We start from the raw sequence: 18,094 nt of genomic DNA on the forward strand, positions 1-18,094 counted from the left end.
CATGCGTCGCCGTCGTCATACCGAGGAACACGAGAATCACGAACGCTGGTTGGTGTCATACGCCGACTTCATCACCTTGCTGTTCGCTTTCTTCGTGGTCATGTATTCGATTTCCTCGATCAACGAGGGCAAGTACAAGGTCATCTCGCAAGCGTTGCTGGGGGTGTTCAACGACCCTGAGCGGAGCATGAAGCCGATCCCCATCGGCGACGAGCAACCGCTGAGCGTCAAGCCTGCCGAACCGCTGATCAAAGACAGCGAGCAGACCGATGCGGGCCTCGCGCAGACCAACAGCGACCCGCTCAAGACCATCAGCGACGATGTGCGTGATGCGTTTGGCGACTTGATCAAGTCCGACCAGATGACGGTGCGCGGCAACGAACTGTGGGTGGAGATCGAGCTGAACTCCTCGCTGCTGTTCGGCAGTGGCGATGCCATGCCCAGCGACAAGGCCTTCGACATCATCGAGAAGGTGGGGCGCATCCTCAAACCGTTCGCCAACCCGGTGCATGTCGAGGGCTTCACCGACAACCAGCCGATCCGTACCGCGCAATACCCGACCAACTGGGAACTGTCGTCGGCCCGGGCGGCCAGCATCGTCCGGCTGTTGGCCATGGAAGGCGTCAATCCCGCACGCATGGCCTCGGTAGGCTATGGCGAGTATCAGCCTGTGGCCACCAACGACACCGCCGAGGGGCGTGCGCGTAATCGTCGGGTGGTATTGGTGATTTCCCGCAACCTTGAAGTGCGTCGCAGCCTGACCGGTTCAGGCAGCGCCAACGCCACGCCGGACGCTGCATTGCGCCGCGCTGGCACACAAAGTGCACCGGCAACACCAGTAACGGCGGCGGGGCAGTGAATCGTCAATTCTCTGTCACCGCTAGCCCTGTAGGAGCCGGCGAGCCGGCTTCCACGGGGTTTCTGCGGCATCAATGAGTCTAGAGTTGTCCTATGAGAGTCTGGGCAGTAGCCAATCAAAAAGGTGGCGTCGGCAAGACCACCAGCACCATTGCCCTGGCCGGCCTTCTGGCCGAGGCGGGCAAGCGCGTGGTCGTGGTCGACCTCGACCCGCACGGCTCGATGACCAGTTACTTCGGGCACAACCCCGATGCGCTGGAGCACAGCTGCTACGACCTGTTCTTGCACAAGGGCACGGTGCCTGAGGGGCTTCCGGGGCAATTGCTGCTGCCGACCAGCGACGAGCGTATTTCGCTGCTGCCATCGAGCACCGCGCTGGCGGTGCTGGAGCGCCAGTCGCCGGGGCAGAGTGGCCTGGGCCTGGTCATCGCCAAGAGTCTGGCGCAGCTGTGGCAGGATTTCGACTTTGCCTTGATCGACAGCCCGCCCTTGCTCGGCGTGCTGATGGTCAACGCCCTGGCCGCGAGCCAGCAACTGGTCGTTCCAGTGCAGACCGAATTTTTGGCCGTCAAGGGCCTGGAGCGGATGATCGGTACCTTGGCGATGGTCAACCGCTCACGTAAGCAAGCCTTGCCCTATCAGATCGTGCCGACCCTGTTCGACCGTCGTACCCAAGCTTCGCTGGGTACCCTCAAACTGCTGCGCGATACCTACGGGGAGCATGTCTGGCAAGGCTATATCCCGGTCGATACGCGCCTGCGCGATGCCAGCCGCAATGGCGTCACGCCTTCGCAGTTCGATGGCAAGAGCCGCGGCGTTATCGCCTACCGGGCACTGCTCAAGCACTTGCTGACCTACAAATCCGCATTGCAGGTGGCCTGATGACGCAACATGCCCAGCCAGTCAGCACCCGGCCACAACTGGCCCTGCAATCCTATCTTGATGGCCTGCTGCAGGAAGCCACCGAGGTAGAAGACATTCACGAAGCGCCGGCCGCCAAGGTGGCCGACGCGCAGCCCAGCGACGAATTCGCCGCTGCCGTACGCGAGGAGCAGGCCCGGGATGCGCGGCAGCAGCCGGCACCAGCAGCGCTAGCCAGCGTCGCCCCCAGACCATTCGCCGAGCCGAAGGCCAAGGTCTTGCCAACGGTTTTGCCGGTCGAGGCGCCGGTTGTCACCGTGGTCGAGACCGAAGTGGTGGCCGAAGCCAGCGTTCCGGTCCTGACCGAGTCGGCCGTCGAGCCGGTGGCACCGTTGGTCGATGTGCATCTGCCAGCGCCGAACCTGCCCGTACCACCTGCCACCCTCGACGGAAGACCCGCCTGGGCGGCCGAGCCGTTCGAGTGCTTGCTGTTCGACGTGGCCGGCTTGACCTTGGCGGTACCCCTTGTCTGCCTAGGCTCGATCTACAGCCTGGCCGGTCAGGAGTTGACGCCGTTGTTCGGCCAGCCGGACTGGTTCCTCGGGATCCTCAGCTGCCAGGCGGGCAACCTCAAGGTGCTGGATACCGCACGCTGGGTGATGCCTGATCGCTACCGCGATGATTTCCGTCAGGGCCTGCAGTACGTGATTTCCGTCCAGGGCTACGAATGGGGGTTGGCCGTGCACCAGGTCAGCCGTTCCCTGCGTCTGGACCCGGCCGAAATCAAGTGGCGCAGCCAACGTGGCCAGCGCCCCTGGCTGGCTGGCACGGTGATCGAACACATGTGTGCTTTGCTCGACGTCGCCGAACTGGCTGAGTTGATCGCCAGCGGCGCCGTGAAGCAGATGCACGCTAAACATAAATGACAGAACACACCGCCGTTGGCGGATTTCGAGGGGTAGGGGAATGAAAAAGTCGTCCGCACAGGGTTCTGAAGATCCGATTCTGCAGTGGGTAACCTTCCGTCTGGATAACGAGTCCTACGGCATCAACGTCATGCAGGTGCAGGAAGTCCTGCGCTACACCGAGATCGCCCCGGTGCCAGGTGCCCCGAGCTACGTACTGGGTATCATCAACCTGCGCGGCAACGTGGTGACGGTGATCGACACCCGTCAGCGCTTCGGCCTGATGCCTACCGAGGTCACCGACAACACCCGTATCGTGATCATCGAGGCCGACAAGCAGGTGGTCGGCATTCTTGTCGATAGCGTTGCCGAAGCGGTCTACCTGCGCCAGTCTGAAATCGAAACCGCGCCAAACGTCGGTAACGAAGAGTCGGCCAAGTTCATCCAGGGCGTATGCAACAAGAACGGCGAACTGCTGATTCTGGTCGAGCTGGACAAGATGATGACCGAGGAAGAGTGGTCCGAGCTGGAGAACATCTGAGTTGATTTTCGAGGTTGCTGTCATCTTCCTGGCGCTGCTCTGGGCGTTGAGCCTGTGGTTCTTCCTCAACTACAGCAAGCGTCAGCGTGAACTGGCTGCCCAGCAGGCCCAGGGCGATGCACTGCGCGACCAGCGCATCAAGGACCTGGCCAAGCGCCTGGACGATTACCAGAACGTCACCGTGCGCATGGGCGAAGCGATCCACGAAATCCGTGCGGCCGTGGCGACCCTGCCTGACCGGCTGGAGCGGCTGGAGCAGCGTGATCCCAGCAACGTCACCTTCACCCAGGCCGCCAAGCTGGTGGGCATGGGGGCGAGCGTTGCCGAGTTGACCGAGACCTGCGGGCTGACCCAGGCCGAGGCGGAGTTGATGAGCAAGTTGCACCGCACCGAGTGATACAGGGAGGCGGCCGTGGGGTCGCCTTCTTAGTTCAGTGGCTGATCCAGGATTGCGCGCTGCCGACCCGCGCGATCCTGCCAAGGGGCGTCAGAGTGTGTTCGGCTGCGATCCAGCTCTGCGTGTCGACGTATGCACCGCCATTGATGATCGGCAGTTTCATCAGCCTTTCGATTTGCCGCAGGCGGTAGAGGTCCGGCAGCAAACGGTCGATTACATCGTTCATCATCCCCGGCCCGGTAAGCTGACTAAGGCGACGCGTGTAATCGTGGAACGCCTCTGGATCCTGGACGCGATCCGGCCTGACTCGGTAGAAGTCAGGATCGCGCTGGTAGCGGGCATGCATCTCCTCGGACATGGCCAGCAGCGTCGGGTTGCCAGGGTGGCTTCCGATCATGCTGGTGTTGAATTGAAGTTCCATGTCCAGCAGCTGGTTGCTCAGGGGAGAGTGCAGCAACAACCCATCATCGGTAGTGGCGAGCTCGACATCATCCACCGACTCGGCGATGCATGTGTCGAAGCCTATGCACCCCAAACGCTGCCCTCCGGCCTTGAGCAGTTCATCATCGACATCCATGTAGAGACCACCTTCCTGGTACAGCATGGGATAGCGCAGCACGTCCGAGGCTGAGCTGTAGTTGGTGGCGACACCGCCATTGCCATCCAATGCGGCTTGATACTGCTGGTAATACTTGCTGGCGCTGAACGAATGGAAAAACGGCTGCTCCTCGAGCGGTTCCACCTCTAAGCCAGGGGCTTTCTCGGCTAGCTGGCGAAGGTTTTGTTGATAGACCTGCGGGTGGGCATTGGAAAGGTACAGGCGGTACCGGTATTGAGTGTTTTTCAAACGCCTCGCGTTTCTGGCCAGGTTCTCCACCAGCTCCGGGGCGATCGACTTGTTGCCGACCCACAAGGATGACACTGTCTTGGGAATTGCTCGTATGCCACGCGGCGCAACAGGGATGTGCAATGGCAACTGCAGGTCTACGCCAAGTCCACGCAGCGTCGCCATGCGCATTTCATCGCTCACCTGGCGCGGGCCGGGCATCACGCGACGCACCAACGGCTCGCCTGGGCGGGCTTCATAGACGGTTGGCTCGACCCTGTTCAGTTCGCTTTTTTCAACGAACACGTCGAACTCGATATCGTAGACAAGGTCGAGCTCCACCAGGTAGCCATCGACTGCATAGCTGCCAGTGATCGTTTGTGTCTTGGTTCCCCAGTCCACCGAACGACCGACCGGGAAGACCTCTGCTGCAGGTATCTCCTCTGCACGCGCTCGGTCAGCCTCGAAGAACGGCGCGACATCCAGTTCTGGCAGGTGAGGCGGGTCCATGGGGCTGAGCGGATATCCCCACTGTTCGTTGATCCGTACCGGACTCACGAAGTCGCCCGCCTTGAAACTGAACAGCTTGCCACCCTGGGACGCTGCATGCGCCAACGCGGGCGCTGCGTTCAACAATCCCCAGGCCACGCTGCCGATACCCGCTTGCTTGGCCCTCAGGGATTTGCCGTTGATAGCCTGGTCCAGGCCCAGGGCAACTTGCACGATGCCCCCTACAGCCAGCAGGGGCGCCAGCCCTGGCACCACGAAAGTGAGGGGGGCTACGAGGTTGAGGGTGGCGTTCAGGTAACTGGCCCATTTGGACTTGGTCACCTCAGCGTTGCTGGTGATGATGAAATCGGCATCGTCATAAGTGCGTTGACGCTGGCGCTCGGCCAGCGCCTGGAACAGGTCGCCGGTGATCCTCGGGTTGTACTTGCCTGGTCGGTAGTTGACGTAGGTGCGCGGCGGCCAGCGACCGTCATCGTTGAAGTAACCATGTTCCGGGGGAAGCCTGTGGTTGAGCGGGTAGACCCCCAGCCCTTCCAGAGCGGTGTCCAGGCCGCTGAAGTCGATACCTTGAGGGCCATCGGCCAAGCGAAAGTGTCGTTTCAGGGCCTGGCGGCTGGCGGCATTCCTGCACTGCTGGCCCACCCAGTCCTTGAGCAGCTCTTCACTGGCGAACTCCAGCAGAGGCGAGCTGTTGCCGGGTGCATAGAGCAGGGTCAGGTCGGAGCTGGCGTCGTTGAGGTACAGCAGGTCGGTGGCGGCATAGCCATAGATGTTCAAGGTGCTCAGGCGCAAGCCCTTGCCACGGGGAATCAGGCCTGCGGCGCGCCAGGCGAGCTTGCGTGCTGCATCGCTGAGGCTGCCTTCAGCAATCTGCTTGTTGCAGGCGGCGATGAAATTGAGTTTGCAGCACAGGCGGTAGCCTGGCAGATGGTCCCGCCAGTACGCATCCAGCAATGCCGTGTAGCGACTGTGGAAATCCAGCGCCTCGATGTGACGTTGCAGTGCTTCGGCACGCACGTCGAGCAGTGTCGAGTGGTCGTAACGGGCGGGTGTGGTGCGCCTGAACAGGCCGTTGAACACCTGGTACCACGCGCCGTTATCGGTCAAGGGTTGCGCTGGTAACCGATCGACGATAGTAATCGGGCCATCGCCAGGAAGCTTGCCGGCCCACGGCTGGTTGAACAGCCCACCGAAAAAATCGTTGTTGGTCTCGCCTTGCCAGTTCATCAGCACGGCCTGAGTGAGGCTTATGCATTGCACGACAACGGCCTGGTAACTGGCGACGCCATCTGGATGGACATGCAGCGTTACCACATCGACCTGATCAGGGTCGAGGTCCACACCTTGTGCCGATAGCCAGTCGCCAATCGCGCGGCTGGCCTCGCGATCGGGTCGAGGAACAGTGGCCAGATGGTCGCGTACGAACTGGACGCCGGCAGTGTTGATCCGAGAGCTGGGCATGTCGATCTCCGTGGCTGTGAAAAGCCATAGCATCGACCGACTCAGCGCCAGCGCAACGGTAGATAATGCTTGCCCGACAACTCAGTGGCCTGGAGCAGGCAGGCCCGGCAGCACTTCGGTCACGTCACGCTCGCCCGGAGGAGAATCGTCGAAACCATAGGGCACCTTGCCGCGCAGCTGCCAGGCAAAGGCGATGATCTCAGCGATCGTCAGGTACAGTGCCTCGGGAATCTGCTCGCCCAACTCCAGGCGTGCCAGCAGGCGCACCAGTTCGGCGTTCTCGTAGATCGGTACTTCGTGTTCGCGGGCCAGGGCGAGAATGGCCTCGGCCAGTTCGTCTTCGCCCTTGGCGCTGAGGGTAGGGGCGTTTTGGCCGTCATAGCTCAGAGCGATAGCCTGGCGTGGTTGCGGGTAGCTCATGCGGTTTCGTCCACCCAACGTTGTTCGACGCGGGTACGTGGCCCGTGCGGTGGAATGCCCGGGTGGCACTCCAGGTCGCCGACATCCACGCCACGCGCCAGAAGGCGCGCGCGCAGCTCACCCAGTTGACTGTCGATCAGCTGGGCGGTCCGCTCACGTTCTGCCCACAATTGCCCGCAAAGCCGGCCCCGGCTCAGTTGGGCCTGAACCTGCAAGGGCCCCAATGGGGCAAGGTCGAAGGCCAGCTCGATACGCCACAAGGCTTCACCCAGGGGCTGCGGCTCGCGCTGGCGGTCGGCTTGCTGCTGTGGGTTTTCCTCGCGTTGCAGCTTCACCTGCAAAGGAATGAACTCCTGGCCGTGACGAACCGGGATTTCAGTCTGCCAGGTGGTCTGCAGGTTGCCATTTTCCAGGTTGCCGGTTTGTTGCAGGCTGCTCAGTGCATGGCTCTGCACTCGCGAGATGGCGGCTGCGGCCAGGCGTAGCAGCTGTTGCAGGTCGCTTTCGTCCTCCATCGCCTGCATCAGCCGAGAAGGCAGCGGAAAGGCCCCAGGTGGCGGTTTTGGCGTGACACGCTCAAGCATGCCCAGGGCACCACGGGCGACGGCGGGCATGACCTGGGCCAGTGTCGAGGCGCTGGTCGAAGGCGCGATGGGCGCTTGCGCGGAGGCTTGCGCCACCAGCCTGACCAGTTGCGCCTTGAGGTCCGTGGCCACGCCGGCGGGCTGCCCGCTTAGCAGTTTCGCTTCAAGAAAGGCGCCGCTGTTGCCCAGCGCCTGGGCGATGGCTTTCACATCCCCGAGCTGACGCACTTCAGGCAAGTTGGCCAGCACGCGCTCGGCGATGGCGCGTACCTCGCCATTGCTGCCAGCGTCGCGGGTGATCTGCTGCAAGGCGTTGAGCAGGCCTGGCAACGAGGCCTGGCGGCTTTGCTGGGTGACGAGTTGCTGGGCAATGCTCAGTTGATCCTGACGACCGCTCAGGGGTACGAACTTCAGCGACTGGTCACCCTGCACCAGCGCGCTCAGCAGGCTGCCCACCGGTAGCGGGCGAGGGCTGTCGATGGTCAGGGTGGCCCCGGCCTGGGCACTGTTGAGCAGGCTCACCAGCGAGCGGAAGTTGGCCGTCTGACCCGGAGCCTGTGGCAAGGGCTGATTGGTCAGCACCTTGCCTTGCAGCAGAGTACCGACCGGCACCTTGCTGGTGTCCAGGCGGGTGAGGGTGGCGATATTGCTGGCACTGGCCTGCTGCACCATCACCGCCAGGCGATTGCTCTCTGGCTGGCTCACGGTGATCTGGCTGCCCTGAGGCAGTGGCTGGCTGGCGCTGGCCTGCACCTGGGTCTGGTTGCCGTTGGCCTGAAGAATGCGCAGCACCAGTTGGAAGTCCTGGCCCACCTGGCGCAACGAAACCACCTCGGCCTGCGCGGTCTCGCCTGGCTTGAGCAACCCCGGCTGGGCTTGCAGCAGGCTCAGCAGTTCGCCGGTCATGGCCGCTTTGATCGCTTGCGGGTTGATCGCGGTTTGTGTGCCGAGACTATTGATTTCAGTCATGATTGTATACAACCTGTCGAACCCGCCCTCTTGGCAGCGAGGCGCCGCATGTAATAATGCCGCTCGTCCGCCACTGCCAGTATAACGGCAGCGAGGCGGGCGACTTGAGACTCCGGGGTCAGGTTCGGTGTCGTCTCCATCGCGGGTTCACCCGTGAAGAAGACGACACCGAACAGGATCCCGAAACTGGATAAGGCGAACCTGTGACCCTTCACCTCCAAGCCGTGGGCCTTGCCTGCGAGCGCGACCTGCGCCTGCTGTTCGAGCACCTGCATTTCGAACTGCGGCCTGGCGACATGCTGCAGATCAGCGGCCCCAACGGCAGCGGTAAGACCAGCCTGCTGCGCCTGCTGGCCGGGCTGATGCAGCCTACTGCCGGGCAGATTCTGCTGGGTGGCAAGCCATTGGCCGAGCAGCGCCATGCCTTGGCCAGCATTCTGTTGTGGATTGGTCACGCCGCTGGTATCAAGGACCTGCTGACCGCCGAGGAAAACCTCACCTGGTTGTGCGCCTTGCACCGACCGGCCAGCGAGGAGGCCATCTGGAATGCGCTGGAGGCCGTCGGCCTGCGCGGTTTCGAAGACGTGCCCTGCCATACCCTGTCCGCAGGGCAGCAGCGGCGTGTGGCCCTGGCCCGGTTGTACCTCGACAGCCCAGCGCTGTGGATTCTCGACGAACCCTTCACGGCTTTGGACAAGCAGGGCGTGGCGCAACTGGAGGCGCACCTTGCGGCCCATTGCGAGCAGGGCGGTACAGTGGTGCTCACCACTCACCACACCCTGGAGCGCAAACCCTCCGGCTACCGAGAACTGAACCTGGGGCAATGGGCGGCATGAGTGTATTCATCCTGTTGTTGCGCCGAGAAGCGCGTCTGCTGTTTCGCCGCCCGGCCGAGCTGGCCAACCCGCTGGTGTTCTTCGCCATCGTCGTGGCGCTGTTTCCGCTGGCGGTAGGCCCTGAAAGTCAATTGTTGCAAACCTTGTCGCCAGGTCTGGTCTGGGTCGCGGCGCTGCTGGCGGTGTTGCTGTCGCTCGATGGCCTGTTCCGCAGCGATTTCGAGGATGGCTCGCTGGAGCAATGGGTGTTGTCGCCGCATCCCCTGGCCATGCTGGTGCTGGCCAAGGTACTGGCGCACTGGATCTTTTCTGGGTTGGCGCTGGTATTGTTGGCGCCACTGCTGGCGTTGATGCTGGGCCTGCCGAGCCACTGCCTGCCGGTGCTGCTGGGTTCTCTGCTGCTGGGTACTCCCGTGCTGAGCCTGCTGGGCGCGGTGGGGGCTGCCTTGACCGTCGGGCTCAAGCGAGGTGGTTTGCTGCTGGCGTTGCTGATTCTTCCGTTGTATATCCCAGTATTGATCCTGGGCAGTGGTGCGTTGCAAGCGGCGTTGCAGAATATGCCGGCAACCGGCCATCTGCTCTGGCTTGCCAGCCTGACTGCCCTGGCAGTGACATTGGCACCCTTTGCGATCGCCGCCGGCCTCAAGATCAGCGTCGGCGAATAACGAGTCCCGGGCTTTCAAGCCCGGCAAATACCCTGGATGTACCCTGATGAAAATAAGCTGGACGTGGTTCCACAAGCTGGGCTCCCCAAAATGGTTCTATGCCATCAGCGGTCGAATGCTGCCGTGGCTGACCGTCTCCGCCATCTTGCTGCTGGTCACCGGCGTGATCTGGGGATTGGCCTTCGCCCCGCAGGATTACCAGCAAGGCAACAGCTTCCGCATCATCTATATCCATGTACCGGCGGCCATGCTGGCGCAGTCCTGCTACGTGCTGTTGGCAGTGGCCGGGGTAGTGGGGCTGGTGTGGAAGATGAAGCTGGCCGATGTCGCGCTGCAGTGCGCAGCCCCCATTGGCGCCTGGATGACCGCCGTGGCGCTGGTTACTGGGGCCATCTGGGGCAAGCCGACCTGGGGTAGCTGGTGGGTGTGGGATGCGCGGCTGACGTCGATGCTCATCCTGCTGTTCCTGTACTTCGGCATCATCGCCCTCGGCCAGGCGATCAGTAACCGTGACAGCGCGGCCAAGGCGTGCGCGGTGCTGGCCATTGTCGGAGTGGTGAACATCCCGATCATCAAGTACTCGGTGGAGTGGTGGAACACCCTGCACCAGGGCGCCACCTTCACCCTGACGGAAAAACCGGCGATGCCCGCCGAGATGTGGTTGCCCCTGTTGCTCACGGCGCTGGGCTTCTACTGCTTCTTCGGTGCCGTGCTGCTGCTGCGCATGCGCCTGGAAGTGCTCAAGCGCGAGGCGCGGGCCAGTTGGGTACGTGAAGAAGTCCTGAACAGCCTGGGTCGGAGGGTGGCGTGATGAGCTTTGCTTCATTCGGCGACTTCCTCGCCATGGGTCATCATGCCCTGTACGTCTGGTCGGCATACGGCATCTGCATGGCGGTGCTGGCGGTCAATGTCGCCATGCCCTTGCTGGCCCGTCGCCGCTACCTGCAAGAAGAGGCGCGCCGTCTGCGCCGGGAGAACAACCAGTGAATCCGCAGCGCAAGAAACGCCTGTTGCTTATCCTCGGCCTGCTGGCCGGTGTCGGCGTTGCCGTCGGCTTTGCCTTGAGCGCCCTGCAGCAGAACATCAACCTGTTCTATACACCGACCCAGATCGCCAACGGCGAAGCACCGCTGGACACACGCATCCGTGCCGGTGGCATGGTGGAAAAAGGCTCGGTGCAGCGTTCGTCCGACTCGCTGGACGTACGTTTCGTGGTCACCGATTTCAACAAGTCGGTGCCGATCACCTACCGCGGCATCCTGCCTGACCTGTTCCGCGAAGGGCAGGGCATCGTTGCCCTGGGCAAGCTCAATGCCGACGGTGTGGTGGTGGCCGACGAGGTGTTGGCCAAGCACGATGAGAAATACATGCCGCCGGAAGTCACCAAGGCACTGAAGGAAAGCGGCCAGGCCGCCACTGGTGCGGAGTCCAAGCCATGAATGCGGCGTTGGTGATCCCTGAGCTGGGACAATTGTCGATGATCCTGGCGATCTGCTTCGCCGTCGTGCAGGCCAGTGTGCCGTTGTTGGGGGCCTGGCGTGGCGACAGCCTGTGGATGAGCCTGGCGCGCCCGGCGGCCTGGGGGCAGTTCGCGTTTCTGGCGTTCGCTTTCGCCTGCCTGACCCACGCCTTCATGACCGACAATTTCTCGGTCGCCTATGTGGCCAGCAACTCCAACAGTGCCTTGCCCTGGTACTACAAGTTCAGCGCGGTGTGGGGTGCCCATGAGGGCTCGTTGCTGTTGTGGGCGCTGATTCTCGGTGGCTGGACCTTTGCCGTATCGGTGTTCTCGCGGCAACTGCCGCACGTGATGCTGGCCCGGGTACTGGCGGTGATGGGCATGATCAGCGTCGGTTTCCTGTCATTCCTGATCATCACCTCCAACCCTTTCCAGCGTCTGCTGCCGCAGGTGCCGACCGACGGACGCGACCTCAACCCGTTGCTGCAGGACTTCGGCCTGATCGTCCATCCGCCGATGCTGTACATGGGCTATGTCGGCTTCTCGGTGGCATTCGCCTTCGCCATTGCCGCTCTGCTGGGTGGCCGTCTCGATGCGGCCTGGGCACGCTGGTCGCGGCCCTGGACCATCGTTGCCTGGGCGTTTCTCGGGGTGGGTATCACCCTGGGATCGTGGTGGGCCTACTACGAGTTGGGCTGGGGCGGCTGGTGGTTCTGGGACCCGGTGGAGAATGCCTCGTTCATGCCGTGGCTGGTGGGTACGGCGCTGATCCATTCGCTGGCGGTGACCGAAAAACGTGGTGTCTTCAAAAGCTGGACGGTACTGCTGGCCATCGCCGCGTTCTCCCTGAGCCTGTTGGGAACCTTCCTGGTCCGTTCCGGGGTGCTGACCTCGGTGCATGCCTTCGCCGCCGACCCGTCCCGAGGCGTGTTCATCCTGATCTTCCTGCTGTGCGTGGTCGGCGGTTCGCTGACCCTGTTCGCCCTGCGCGCACCGGTAGTGAAAAGCCAGGTCGGCTTTGCCCTATGGTCGCGCGAGACATTGCTGTTGGCCAATAACCTGATTCTGGTGGTGGCAGCCTCGATGATCCTGCTGGGTACCTTGTACCCCCTGGTGCTCGATGCGCTGACCGGGGCCAAGCTATCGGTCGGCCCCCCTTACTTCGATGCCTTGTTCCTGCCCTTGATGGCGTTGCTGATGGTGGTGCTCGGCGTCGGCGTGGTGGTGCGTTGGAAGGACACCCCTGGCACGTGGCTGGTCAGCATGATGACCCCGGTGTTGATCGGCAGCGCAGTGCTTGCACCGGTTGCGGGCCTGATCGTCGACGACTTCGACTGGCCGACCTTGAGCGCCTTCGCCCTGGCGTCCTGGGTTGTGCTGGCTGGCCTGCGCGATATCGTCGACAAGACCCGTCACAAAGGCCTGTTCAAGGGCATGCGCGGCCTGAGCCGCAGCTATTGGGGCATGCAGCTGGCGCACCTGGGCCTGGCGGTCTGCGCCCTGGGCGTGGTGCTGTCGAGCAACAACAGCGCCGAGCGCGACCTGCGCATGGCTCCGGGCGAGAGCATCGAGCTGGGCGGTTATCACTTCCTTTTCCAGGGCGCCAAGCACTTCGAGGGCCCTAACTTCATCTCCGACAAGGGTACGGTGGTGGTGTCCCGCGAGGGCCGCGAGATCACCACGCTGCACCCTGAAAAGCGCCTGTATACCGTGCAGCAGTCGATGATGACCGAAGCCGGTATCGATGCCGGTTTCACCCGTGACCTGTACGTTGCCTTGGGCGAGCCGCTGGAGAACGGCGCCTGGGCCGTGCGTGTGCACATCAAGCCTTACGTCCGCTGGATCTGGCTGGGCGGTCTGCTGACCGGTCTGGGCGGATTGCTGGCGGCCCTGGACCGACGTTACCGCGTCAAGGTCAAGACCCGGGTGCGTGATGTCCTGGGCGTGTCTGGAGCAGCTGCATGAAGCGTTGGATCATGGTAGTACCCCTGGCGGTGTTCCTGCTGGTGGTGGTGTTTCTCTACAAGGGGCTGTTCCTCAAGCCCGACGAGCTGCCTTCGGCGATGATCGGCAAGCCGTTCCCGGCGTTCTCCCTCGCCTCGGTGCAAGGCGATCGCAATCTCACCCAGGCCGATCTGCTTGGCCGCCCGGCGCTGGTCAACGTCTGGGCGACCTGGTGCCCATCGTGCAAGGTCGAGCACCCGTACCTGAACCAACTGGCCCAGCAGGGTGTGGTGATCCATGGGGTCAACTACAAGGACGACAATGCCGCCGCGCAGAAGTGGCTGGCGGAGTTCCACAACCCTTACCAGCTCGATATCCGTGACCAGCAGGGCACGCTGGGGCTGGACCTTGGTGTGTATGGCGCACCGGAAACCTTCCTGATCGATGCCCAGGGCATCATCCGCTACAAGCACGTCGGTGTCGTCGACGCCACGGTCTGGCGTGAGCAACTGGCGCCGCTGTATCAAGGGCTGGTCGATGAGGCCAAGCCATGAGGCGCTGGCTTGCAGCCGCCGTGCTGGGCATGAGCCTGGCCGGCGTGGCCAAGGCGGCCATCGACACCTACCAGTTCCGCGATGAGGCAGAGCGCGAGCGTTACCAGCAACTGACCAAGGAATTGCGCTGCCCCAAATGCCAGAACCAGGACATCGCCGACTCCAACGCACCGATTGCCGCTGACCTGCGCCGCGAAATCTTCCGCATGCTGGGCGAGGGCAAGAGCAACCAGCAGATCATTGACTTCATGGTCGACCGCTATGGCGATTTCGTGCGCTATAAGCCGGCGCTCAGTGGGCGGACCTGGCTGCTGTGGTTTGGCCCTGGGATTCTGCTGGCCGGTGGCTTCGTGGTATTGGCGGTGATGGTCCGTCGACGCCGCGACCCTGCCGCGCAGGGTGCCAAGGAGCTGTCCGTCGAAGAACGCGAGCGTCTCGCCAAACTGCTGGATAAAGAACAGACCCATGACTGAATTCTGGCTTAGTGCGGGCCTGCTGCTGCTCGCCGCCCTCGGCTTCTTGCTGATTCCGATCCTGCGTGGCCGCCGTCGCCAGCAGGAAGAAGACCGTACCGCACTGAACGTGGCCCTGTATCAGGAACGGGTCGCCGAACTGGCTGCCCAGCAGGCGGCCGGTGTGCTCGATGAAGCGCAGTTGGCCAGTGGGCGTGACGAAGCGGCCCGTGAACTGCTGGCTGACACCGAAGGTGGCGAGGCGCAGCGTCAGGGCTATCTGGGCAAAGCCTTGCCGTTGCTGGCGGCGGTACTTGTTCCCGTAATGGCATTGGGGCTGTACCTGCACTTTGGTGCAGCGGACAAGGTCGAGTTGACCGAGGAGTTCGCCGAGGCGCCCAAGACCCTGCAAGAGATGACCTCGCGCCTGGAGCGCGCTGTCCAGGCCCAGCCAGACTCTGCCGAGGGCCTGTACTTTCTGGGCCGTTCCTATATGGCCGAGCAGCGCCCAGCCGATGCAGCGCGTACCTTCGAGCGTGCCGTAGCCTTGGCCGGGCGCCAGCCCGAGTTGCTCGGCCAGTGGGCCCAGGCGCTGTACTTTGCCGCCGACAAGCAATGGAGCGCGCCATTGCAGGCGCTTACCGACGAAGCACTGCAAGCCGATCCGAAGGAAGTGACCAGCCTGGGCCTGCGAGGCATCGCGGCGTTCGAGGGCGAGCGCTACCAGGAAGCCATCGACTACTGGCAGCGACTGCTTGCCCTGTTGCCGGAGGGTGATGCCTCGCGCGCGGCTCTGCAGGGCGGCATCGACCGCGCCGCCGAGCGGCTCGGTGGCAAGCCCGCCGCACCCGTGGCAGCACGGGTGAAAGTGCGTGTGGAGCTGGCCGCTGCGCTCAAGGACAAGGTCAAGCCTGACGACACGGTGTTCATCTTCGCCCGTGCCCTGAACGGCCCACCGATGCCTCTGGCGGCCAAGCGGGTGACGGTCGCGCAGTTACCGATCGAAGTGGAGTTGTCCGACGCCGATGCGATGATGCCGCAGATGAAACTGTCCGACTTTGCTGAAGTCAAACTGGTTGCCCGTGTCTCACGTGCCGGCCAACCGACCCGCGGCGAGTGGATCGGCCAAGGCGCGCCATTGGCCAAAGGCACCCAGGCTACCCAGCACCTGATCATCGACAGCCCCGATTTGTAAGAGAACCACGCCATGCACAGCACCGTCCGCCTGACCCTGATCACCCTGGCCCTGGGTTTGTCTGCGTGTACGGTGCACGAGCCGTACGAGCAGCCCGAACCTCGCATCGAGACACCGCCGCACCAGGGGCCGGCGGTAAAGCCATTGCCGGGTAGTCGACCGTCTACCCAGCCGAGCAAGCCGGCGTCGATACCCAAACCGATGCCGCGCACCTCCGCGAGCTTCGCGCCGCCACCGGGCGGTGCCAGCCACTGGGACCCGAAACTGGGTGTATACGTGCTAGAGAAAAAACCTAATACCTTCTACAGACAGCGCACCTATTACCGCTGGGATGGGGGCTGGAGCTGGTCGCTGAGCCCTGATGGGCCGTGGCAGGAAACCGACAGCAGTGGTGTGCCCGGCGGTCTTGGCAGGGCATTCGCCCAATAGGCCCTTGGGGCAAACTACCATTACAGTACAGTTGAACCTCGATTTATCGATTGACTGTACTGTACGGTAACTCCGCATAATGCCCCTTCGAACGAACTCGGAGGCGGCATGAGCAAAACAGTTCTGGTACTGGTGGAGACCGTCGACGATTACCTGCCTTTGCTGGAAGAGGCAGGCTATCGGCTGATCCGAGCCCCGTCGCCCTCGCTACGTGCCGATGCCATCGCCAACCATGCCCATGAGATCGACGCGGTACTCACCCGTGGCCCGCTTGGCTTGACCGCCGCCGAGATCGACACGCTACACCAGCTGCGGATCATCTGCGTGATCGGTGCCGGCTATGAGCAGGTCGACCTGGCCGCCGCCGCCGCGCGTGGTATTACCGTCACCAATGGCGCCGGAGCCAACGCCACGGCAGTCGCCGACCATACCTTGGCCATGCTGCTGGCGCTGCTGCGCGATATCCCTCGCGCCGACGCCGGTACCCGCCGAGGCGAATGGAACCGGGTAATCAGCCCCTCGGTCAGTGGCAAACGCCTGGGCATCCTCGGTCTCGGTGCAGTCGGGCAAGCGATTGCCAAGCGTGCCCACCTGGGCTTTGACATGAGCATCAGCTACCACAGCCGCACGGCTCGCCAGGACGTGCCCTACGCCTGGTTCGACAGCCCACTGAGCCTGGCCCGGGACGTGGACATTTTGGTGGTCGCCACGCCGGGGGGCGCCACTACCCGACACCTGGTCGATGCCCAGGTGCTGGAGGCGCTGGGGGCCGAGGGCTACCTGGTTAACATCGCCCGTGCCAGTGTGGTGGATACCCAGGCCTTGGTCGCAGCACTCGAGCGCGGGCAGATCGCCGGTGCCGCGCTGGACGTGTTCGATGACGAGCCTGCCGTGCCCGATGCGCTCAAGGCCCTCGGCAACACCGTGCTGACGCCCCATGTAGCTGGCCAGTCGCCGGAGGCCGCGCGGGATACTGTGTCCCTGGTATTGCGCAACCTGCAGGCCTTCTTTGCCGGCGAGCCCGTGCTGACGCCGGTGCGCCAGTAACCTTCGCTTTCGATTCCGCCCGGCGGTGACCGGGCCTCAAGGAGTGTTTGATGCAACTCGAGATATTCCAGGTCGATGCCTTCAGTGCTGAGCCTTTCGGGGGCAACCCAGCGGCGGTGATTCCGCTGGATAGCTGGCTGCCGGACGACAGGCTCCAACGCATTGCCGAAGAGAACAACCTATCCGAAACCGCTTACTTCGTCCGCAATGGCGAGACGTACGACCTGCGTTGGTTCACCCCGGCGGTCGAGGTCGATCTGTGCGGGCATGCCACGCTAGCGTCGGCCTATGTGCTGTTCGAGCAATTGGGCGAACAGGCACAAGTGCTGCGCTTCAATACCCGCAGCGGCGAACTGCGGGTCAGCCGTGGCGCCGACGGACTGCTGGCGATGGACTTTCCGGCCAGGCAGCCGGTCGCGGTGGACACCCCCGCAGGTTTGCTGCAAGCCCTGGGTCTGAACGTAGCGGGGCAGCTTTACCGCAGTGATGACTTCGTGCTGATGATCGATGACGCTTCGCTGCTTGAACCGCTCAAGCCAGATTTCGTCGCATTGTCAGCCTTCGATGTACGCGGTATCGCTGTCACTGCTCCGGGTCGTGGCTATGATTTCGTCACTCGATGGTTCGGCCCGCGGGTCGGAGTCAACGAGGACCCGGTCACGGGTTCGGCCCACACCTCGCTGGCGCCGTTGTGGGCCGAACGCCTGGGCAAGACCAGTCTGAGCTGCGAGCAGGGCGGGGCACGCAAGGGTCAGCTGCATTGTGAAGTGCCTGGCAATGGCCGGGTGATCATCAGCGGCCGGGCGGCGCTCTACCTCAAGGGTCGCGTGTTCATCTGACTGGCAGACCGCATCGTTCCTGAAAGTGCAAGCCATCCCTGAGCGGATTTATCCGCGATGCGCCGCGCGGGCGGCGCTTTTTTCCCGGCAGGCACCCAGCAGCCTTCGGATGGCCGTTCGTCGGGAGTGCGGGCTCTCGTAGAGTCCCATTCTCCGCCCCTCCCGAGATCACCCGTATTGGCTTGCTTCCTGTCAGCTGACTTTCCAGTCAACTGCGCAAGAAGTTGCGCACTCAAATGTGGATAAACCTGTGCATACATTCCTGTAGGCCTTGAGAAATATGGCGTACAGGCAACTGCGCAACTTTTTGCACACCACTGCGCAAGAAGTTGCGCACTTTTC

Annotated in this window: 20 protein-coding genes; 17 read left to right on the forward strand and 3 right to left on the reverse strand. The window is 63.0% G+C overall.

Annotated elements, in window-relative coordinates:
- Position 1: 1 nt before the first annotated feature.
- The 5 genes from motD (at position 2) to H620_RS0125365 (ending at position 3,562) form a co-directional block, all read left to right on the forward strand.
- Positions 2–859 carry a flagellar motor protein MotD gene (motD, locus tag H620_RS0125345; RefSeq protein ID WP_023381504.1) on the forward strand — a complete coding sequence of 286 codons (858 nt, stop codon included), beginning with the start codon at positions 2–4 and terminating at the stop codon, positions 857–859.
- Between the two features lie 92 nt (positions 860–951).
- Entirely contained in the window at positions 952–1,740 is a 789-nt protein-coding gene (locus tag H620_RS0125350; protein WP_023381503.1) for a ParA family protein, read from the forward strand.
- Positions 1,740–2,645: a CheW domain-containing protein gene (locus H620_RS0125355; protein ID WP_023381502.1), complete on the forward strand. Its 906-nt coding sequence runs from the start codon at positions 1,740–1,742 to the stop codon at positions 2,643–2,645. Before H620_RS0125350 ends, H620_RS0125355 begins: the two co-directional genes overlap by 1 nt.
- Before the next feature lie 40 nt (positions 2,646–2,685).
- The gene (locus H620_RS0125360; RefSeq protein ID WP_027908245.1) at positions 2,686–3,165 is read left to right on the forward strand and encodes a chemotaxis protein CheW; all 480 of its coding nucleotides are present in this window, start codon (positions 2,686–2,688) and stop codon (positions 3,163–3,165) included.
- A gap of 1 nt (position 3,166) precedes the next feature.
- Entirely contained in the window at positions 3,167–3,562 is a 396-nt protein-coding gene (locus H620_RS0125365) for a DUF2802 domain-containing protein (protein ID WP_027908246.1), read from the forward strand.
- Positions 3,563–3,596: 34 nt separating this feature from the next.
- On the opposite strand, the gene H620_RS0125370 is transcribed toward H620_RS0125365, so the two are convergent.
- The 3 genes from H620_RS0125370 to fliK all read right to left on the reverse strand — a co-directional run bounded on the left by H620_RS0125370 (position 3,597) and on the right by fliK (position 8,332).
- Complete coding sequence (locus H620_RS0125370) at positions 3,597–6,359, reverse strand: dermonecrotic toxin domain-containing protein (RefSeq protein ID WP_027908247.1); 2,763 nt, start codon at positions 6,357–6,359, stop codon at positions 3,597–3,599.
- 81 nt (positions 6,360–6,440) lie between these two features.
- Positions 6,441–6,779, reverse strand: a complete 339-nt coding sequence (locus H620_RS0125375; RefSeq protein WP_023381499.1) for an EscU/YscU/HrcU family type III secretion system export apparatus switch protein — start codon at positions 6,777–6,779, stop codon at positions 6,441–6,443.
- Positions 6,776–8,332, reverse strand: a complete 1,557-nt coding sequence (gene fliK / locus H620_RS0125380) for a flagellar hook-length control protein FliK (protein WP_027908248.1) — start codon at positions 8,330–8,332, stop codon at positions 6,776–6,778. The genes H620_RS0125375 and fliK overlap by 4 nt, the downstream gene beginning before the upstream one ends.
- Before the next feature lie 203 nt (positions 8,333–8,535).
- Here fliK and ccmA point away from each other — a divergent pair, with 203 nt between their 5' ends.
- From ccmA to H620_RS0125445, 12 genes are all read left to right on the forward strand, one after another.
- Complete coding sequence (ccmA, locus tag H620_RS0125390; protein WP_023381496.1) at positions 8,536–9,168, forward strand: cytochrome c biogenesis heme-transporting ATPase CcmA; 633 nt, start codon at positions 8,536–8,538, stop codon at positions 9,166–9,168.
- Positions 9,156–9,833, forward strand: a complete 678-nt coding sequence (gene ccmB, locus H620_RS0125395) for a heme exporter protein CcmB (protein ID WP_371263234.1) — start codon at positions 9,156–9,158, stop codon at positions 9,831–9,833. Before ccmA ends, ccmB begins: the two co-directional genes overlap by 13 nt.
- Before the next feature lie 46 nt (positions 9,834–9,879).
- Positions 9,880–10,644 (forward strand): heme ABC transporter permease, encoded by a 765-nt coding sequence (locus H620_RS0125400; RefSeq protein ID WP_023381495.1) that lies wholly within the window; start codon positions 9,880–9,882, stop codon positions 10,642–10,644.
- Positions 10,644–10,820 (forward strand): heme exporter protein CcmD, encoded by a 177-nt coding sequence (ccmD, locus tag H620_RS0125405; RefSeq protein WP_023381494.1) that lies wholly within the window; start codon positions 10,644–10,646, stop codon positions 10,818–10,820. Before H620_RS0125400 ends, ccmD begins: the two co-directional genes overlap by 1 nt.
- Positions 10,817–11,272 (forward strand): cytochrome c maturation protein CcmE, encoded by a 456-nt coding sequence (gene ccmE / locus H620_RS0125410; protein WP_023381493.1) that lies wholly within the window; start codon positions 10,817–10,819, stop codon positions 11,270–11,272. The genes ccmD and ccmE overlap by 4 nt, the downstream gene beginning before the upstream one ends.
- Positions 11,273–11,283: 11 nt before the next feature.
- Positions 11,284–13,257: a heme lyase CcmF/NrfE family subunit gene (locus H620_RS0125415; protein ID WP_209439672.1), complete on the forward strand. Its 1,974-nt coding sequence runs from the start codon at positions 11,284–11,286 to the stop codon at positions 13,255–13,257.
- The gene (locus tag H620_RS0125420; RefSeq protein WP_027908250.1) at positions 13,254–13,790 is read left to right on the forward strand and encodes a DsbE family thiol:disulfide interchange protein; all 537 of its coding nucleotides are present in this window, start codon (positions 13,254–13,256) and stop codon (positions 13,788–13,790) included. Before H620_RS0125415 ends, H620_RS0125420 begins: the two co-directional genes overlap by 4 nt.
- Positions 13,787–14,263 (forward strand): cytochrome c-type biogenesis protein, encoded by a 477-nt coding sequence (locus tag H620_RS0125425; protein WP_023381490.1) that lies wholly within the window; start codon positions 13,787–13,789, stop codon positions 14,261–14,263. The genes H620_RS0125420 and H620_RS0125425 overlap by 4 nt, the downstream gene beginning before the upstream one ends.
- Positions 14,256–15,437, forward strand: coding sequence for a c-type cytochrome biogenesis protein CcmI (gene ccmI, locus H620_RS0125430; protein ID WP_023381489.1), 1,182 nt, complete (start codon positions 14,256–14,258; stop codon positions 15,435–15,437). Before H620_RS0125425 ends, ccmI begins: the two co-directional genes overlap by 8 nt.
- A 12-nt stretch (positions 15,438–15,449) precedes the next feature.
- Positions 15,450–15,866 (forward strand): hypothetical protein, encoded by a 417-nt coding sequence (locus tag H620_RS0125435; RefSeq protein ID WP_023381488.1) that lies wholly within the window; start codon positions 15,450–15,452, stop codon positions 15,864–15,866.
- Positions 15,867–15,974: 108 nt separating this feature from the next.
- Positions 15,975–16,913 carry a 2-hydroxyacid dehydrogenase gene (locus tag H620_RS0125440; protein WP_027908251.1) on the forward strand — a complete coding sequence of 313 codons (939 nt, stop codon included), beginning with the start codon at positions 15,975–15,977 and terminating at the stop codon, positions 16,911–16,913.
- A gap of 50 nt (positions 16,914–16,963) precedes the next feature.
- On the forward strand, positions 16,964–17,752 hold the full coding sequence (locus tag H620_RS0125445; protein WP_023381486.1) for a PhzF family phenazine biosynthesis protein: 789 nt from the start codon (positions 16,964–16,966) through the stop codon (positions 17,750–17,752).
- Positions 17,753–18,094 lie beyond the last annotated feature (342 nt).

Source organism: Pseudomonas taiwanensis DSM 21245 (assembly GCF_000425785.1).
GTDB classification, from domain to species: Bacteria; Pseudomonadota; Gammaproteobacteria; order Pseudomonadales; family Pseudomonadaceae; genus Aquipseudomonas; species Aquipseudomonas taiwanensis.

What these genes read in the sequence shown, in the direction of transcription:
- motD (WP_023381504.1), top strand. Translation starts at nt 2, where the DNA reads ATGCGTCGCCGTCGTCATACCGAGGAACACGAGAATCACGAACGCTGG.
- H620_RS0125350 (WP_023381503.1), top strand. Translation starts at nt 952, where the DNA reads ATGAGAGTCTGGGCAGTAGCCAATCAAAAAGGTGGCGTCGGCAAGACC.
- H620_RS0125355 (WP_023381502.1), top strand. Translation starts at nt 1,740, where the DNA reads ATGACGCAACATGCCCAGCCAGTCAGCACCCGGCCACAACTGGCCCTG.
- H620_RS0125360 (WP_027908245.1), top strand. Translation starts at nt 2,686, where the DNA reads ATGAAAAAGTCGTCCGCACAGGGTTCTGAAGATCCGATTCTGCAGTGG.
- H620_RS0125370 (WP_027908247.1), bottom strand. Translation starts at nt 6,359, where the DNA reads ATGCCCAGCTCTCGGATCAACACTGCCGGCGTCCAGTTCGTACGCGAC.
- H620_RS0125375 (WP_023381499.1), bottom strand. Translation starts at nt 6,779, where the DNA reads ATGAGCTACCCGCAACCACGCCAGGCTATCGCTCTGAGCTATGACGGC.
- fliK (WP_027908248.1), bottom strand. Translation starts at nt 8,332, where the DNA reads ATGACTGAAATCAATAGTCTCGGCACACAAACCGCGATCAACCCGCAA.
- ccmB (WP_371263234.1), top strand. Translation starts at nt 9,156, where the DNA reads ATGGGCGGCATGAGTGTATTCATCCTGTTGTTGCGCCGAGAAGCGCGT.
- H620_RS0125400 (WP_023381495.1), top strand. Translation starts at nt 9,880, where the DNA reads ATGAAAATAAGCTGGACGTGGTTCCACAAGCTGGGCTCCCCAAAATGG.
- ccmD (WP_023381494.1), top strand. Translation starts at nt 10,644, where the DNA reads ATGAGCTTTGCTTCATTCGGCGACTTCCTCGCCATGGGTCATCATGCC.
- H620_RS0125420 (WP_027908250.1), top strand. Translation starts at nt 13,254, where the DNA reads ATGAAGCGTTGGATCATGGTAGTACCCCTGGCGGTGTTCCTGCTGGTG.
- H620_RS0125425 (WP_023381490.1), top strand. Translation starts at nt 13,787, where the DNA reads ATGAGGCGCTGGCTTGCAGCCGCCGTGCTGGGCATGAGCCTGGCCGGC.
- ccmI (WP_023381489.1), top strand. Translation starts at nt 14,256, where the DNA reads ATGACTGAATTCTGGCTTAGTGCGGGCCTGCTGCTGCTCGCCGCCCTC.
- H620_RS0125435 (WP_023381488.1), top strand. Translation starts at nt 15,450, where the DNA reads ATGCACAGCACCGTCCGCCTGACCCTGATCACCCTGGCCCTGGGTTTG.
- H620_RS0125440 (WP_027908251.1), top strand. Translation starts at nt 15,975, where the DNA reads ATGAGCAAAACAGTTCTGGTACTGGTGGAGACCGTCGACGATTACCTG.
- H620_RS0125445 (WP_023381486.1), top strand. Translation starts at nt 16,964, where the DNA reads ATGCAACTCGAGATATTCCAGGTCGATGCCTTCAGTGCTGAGCCTTTC.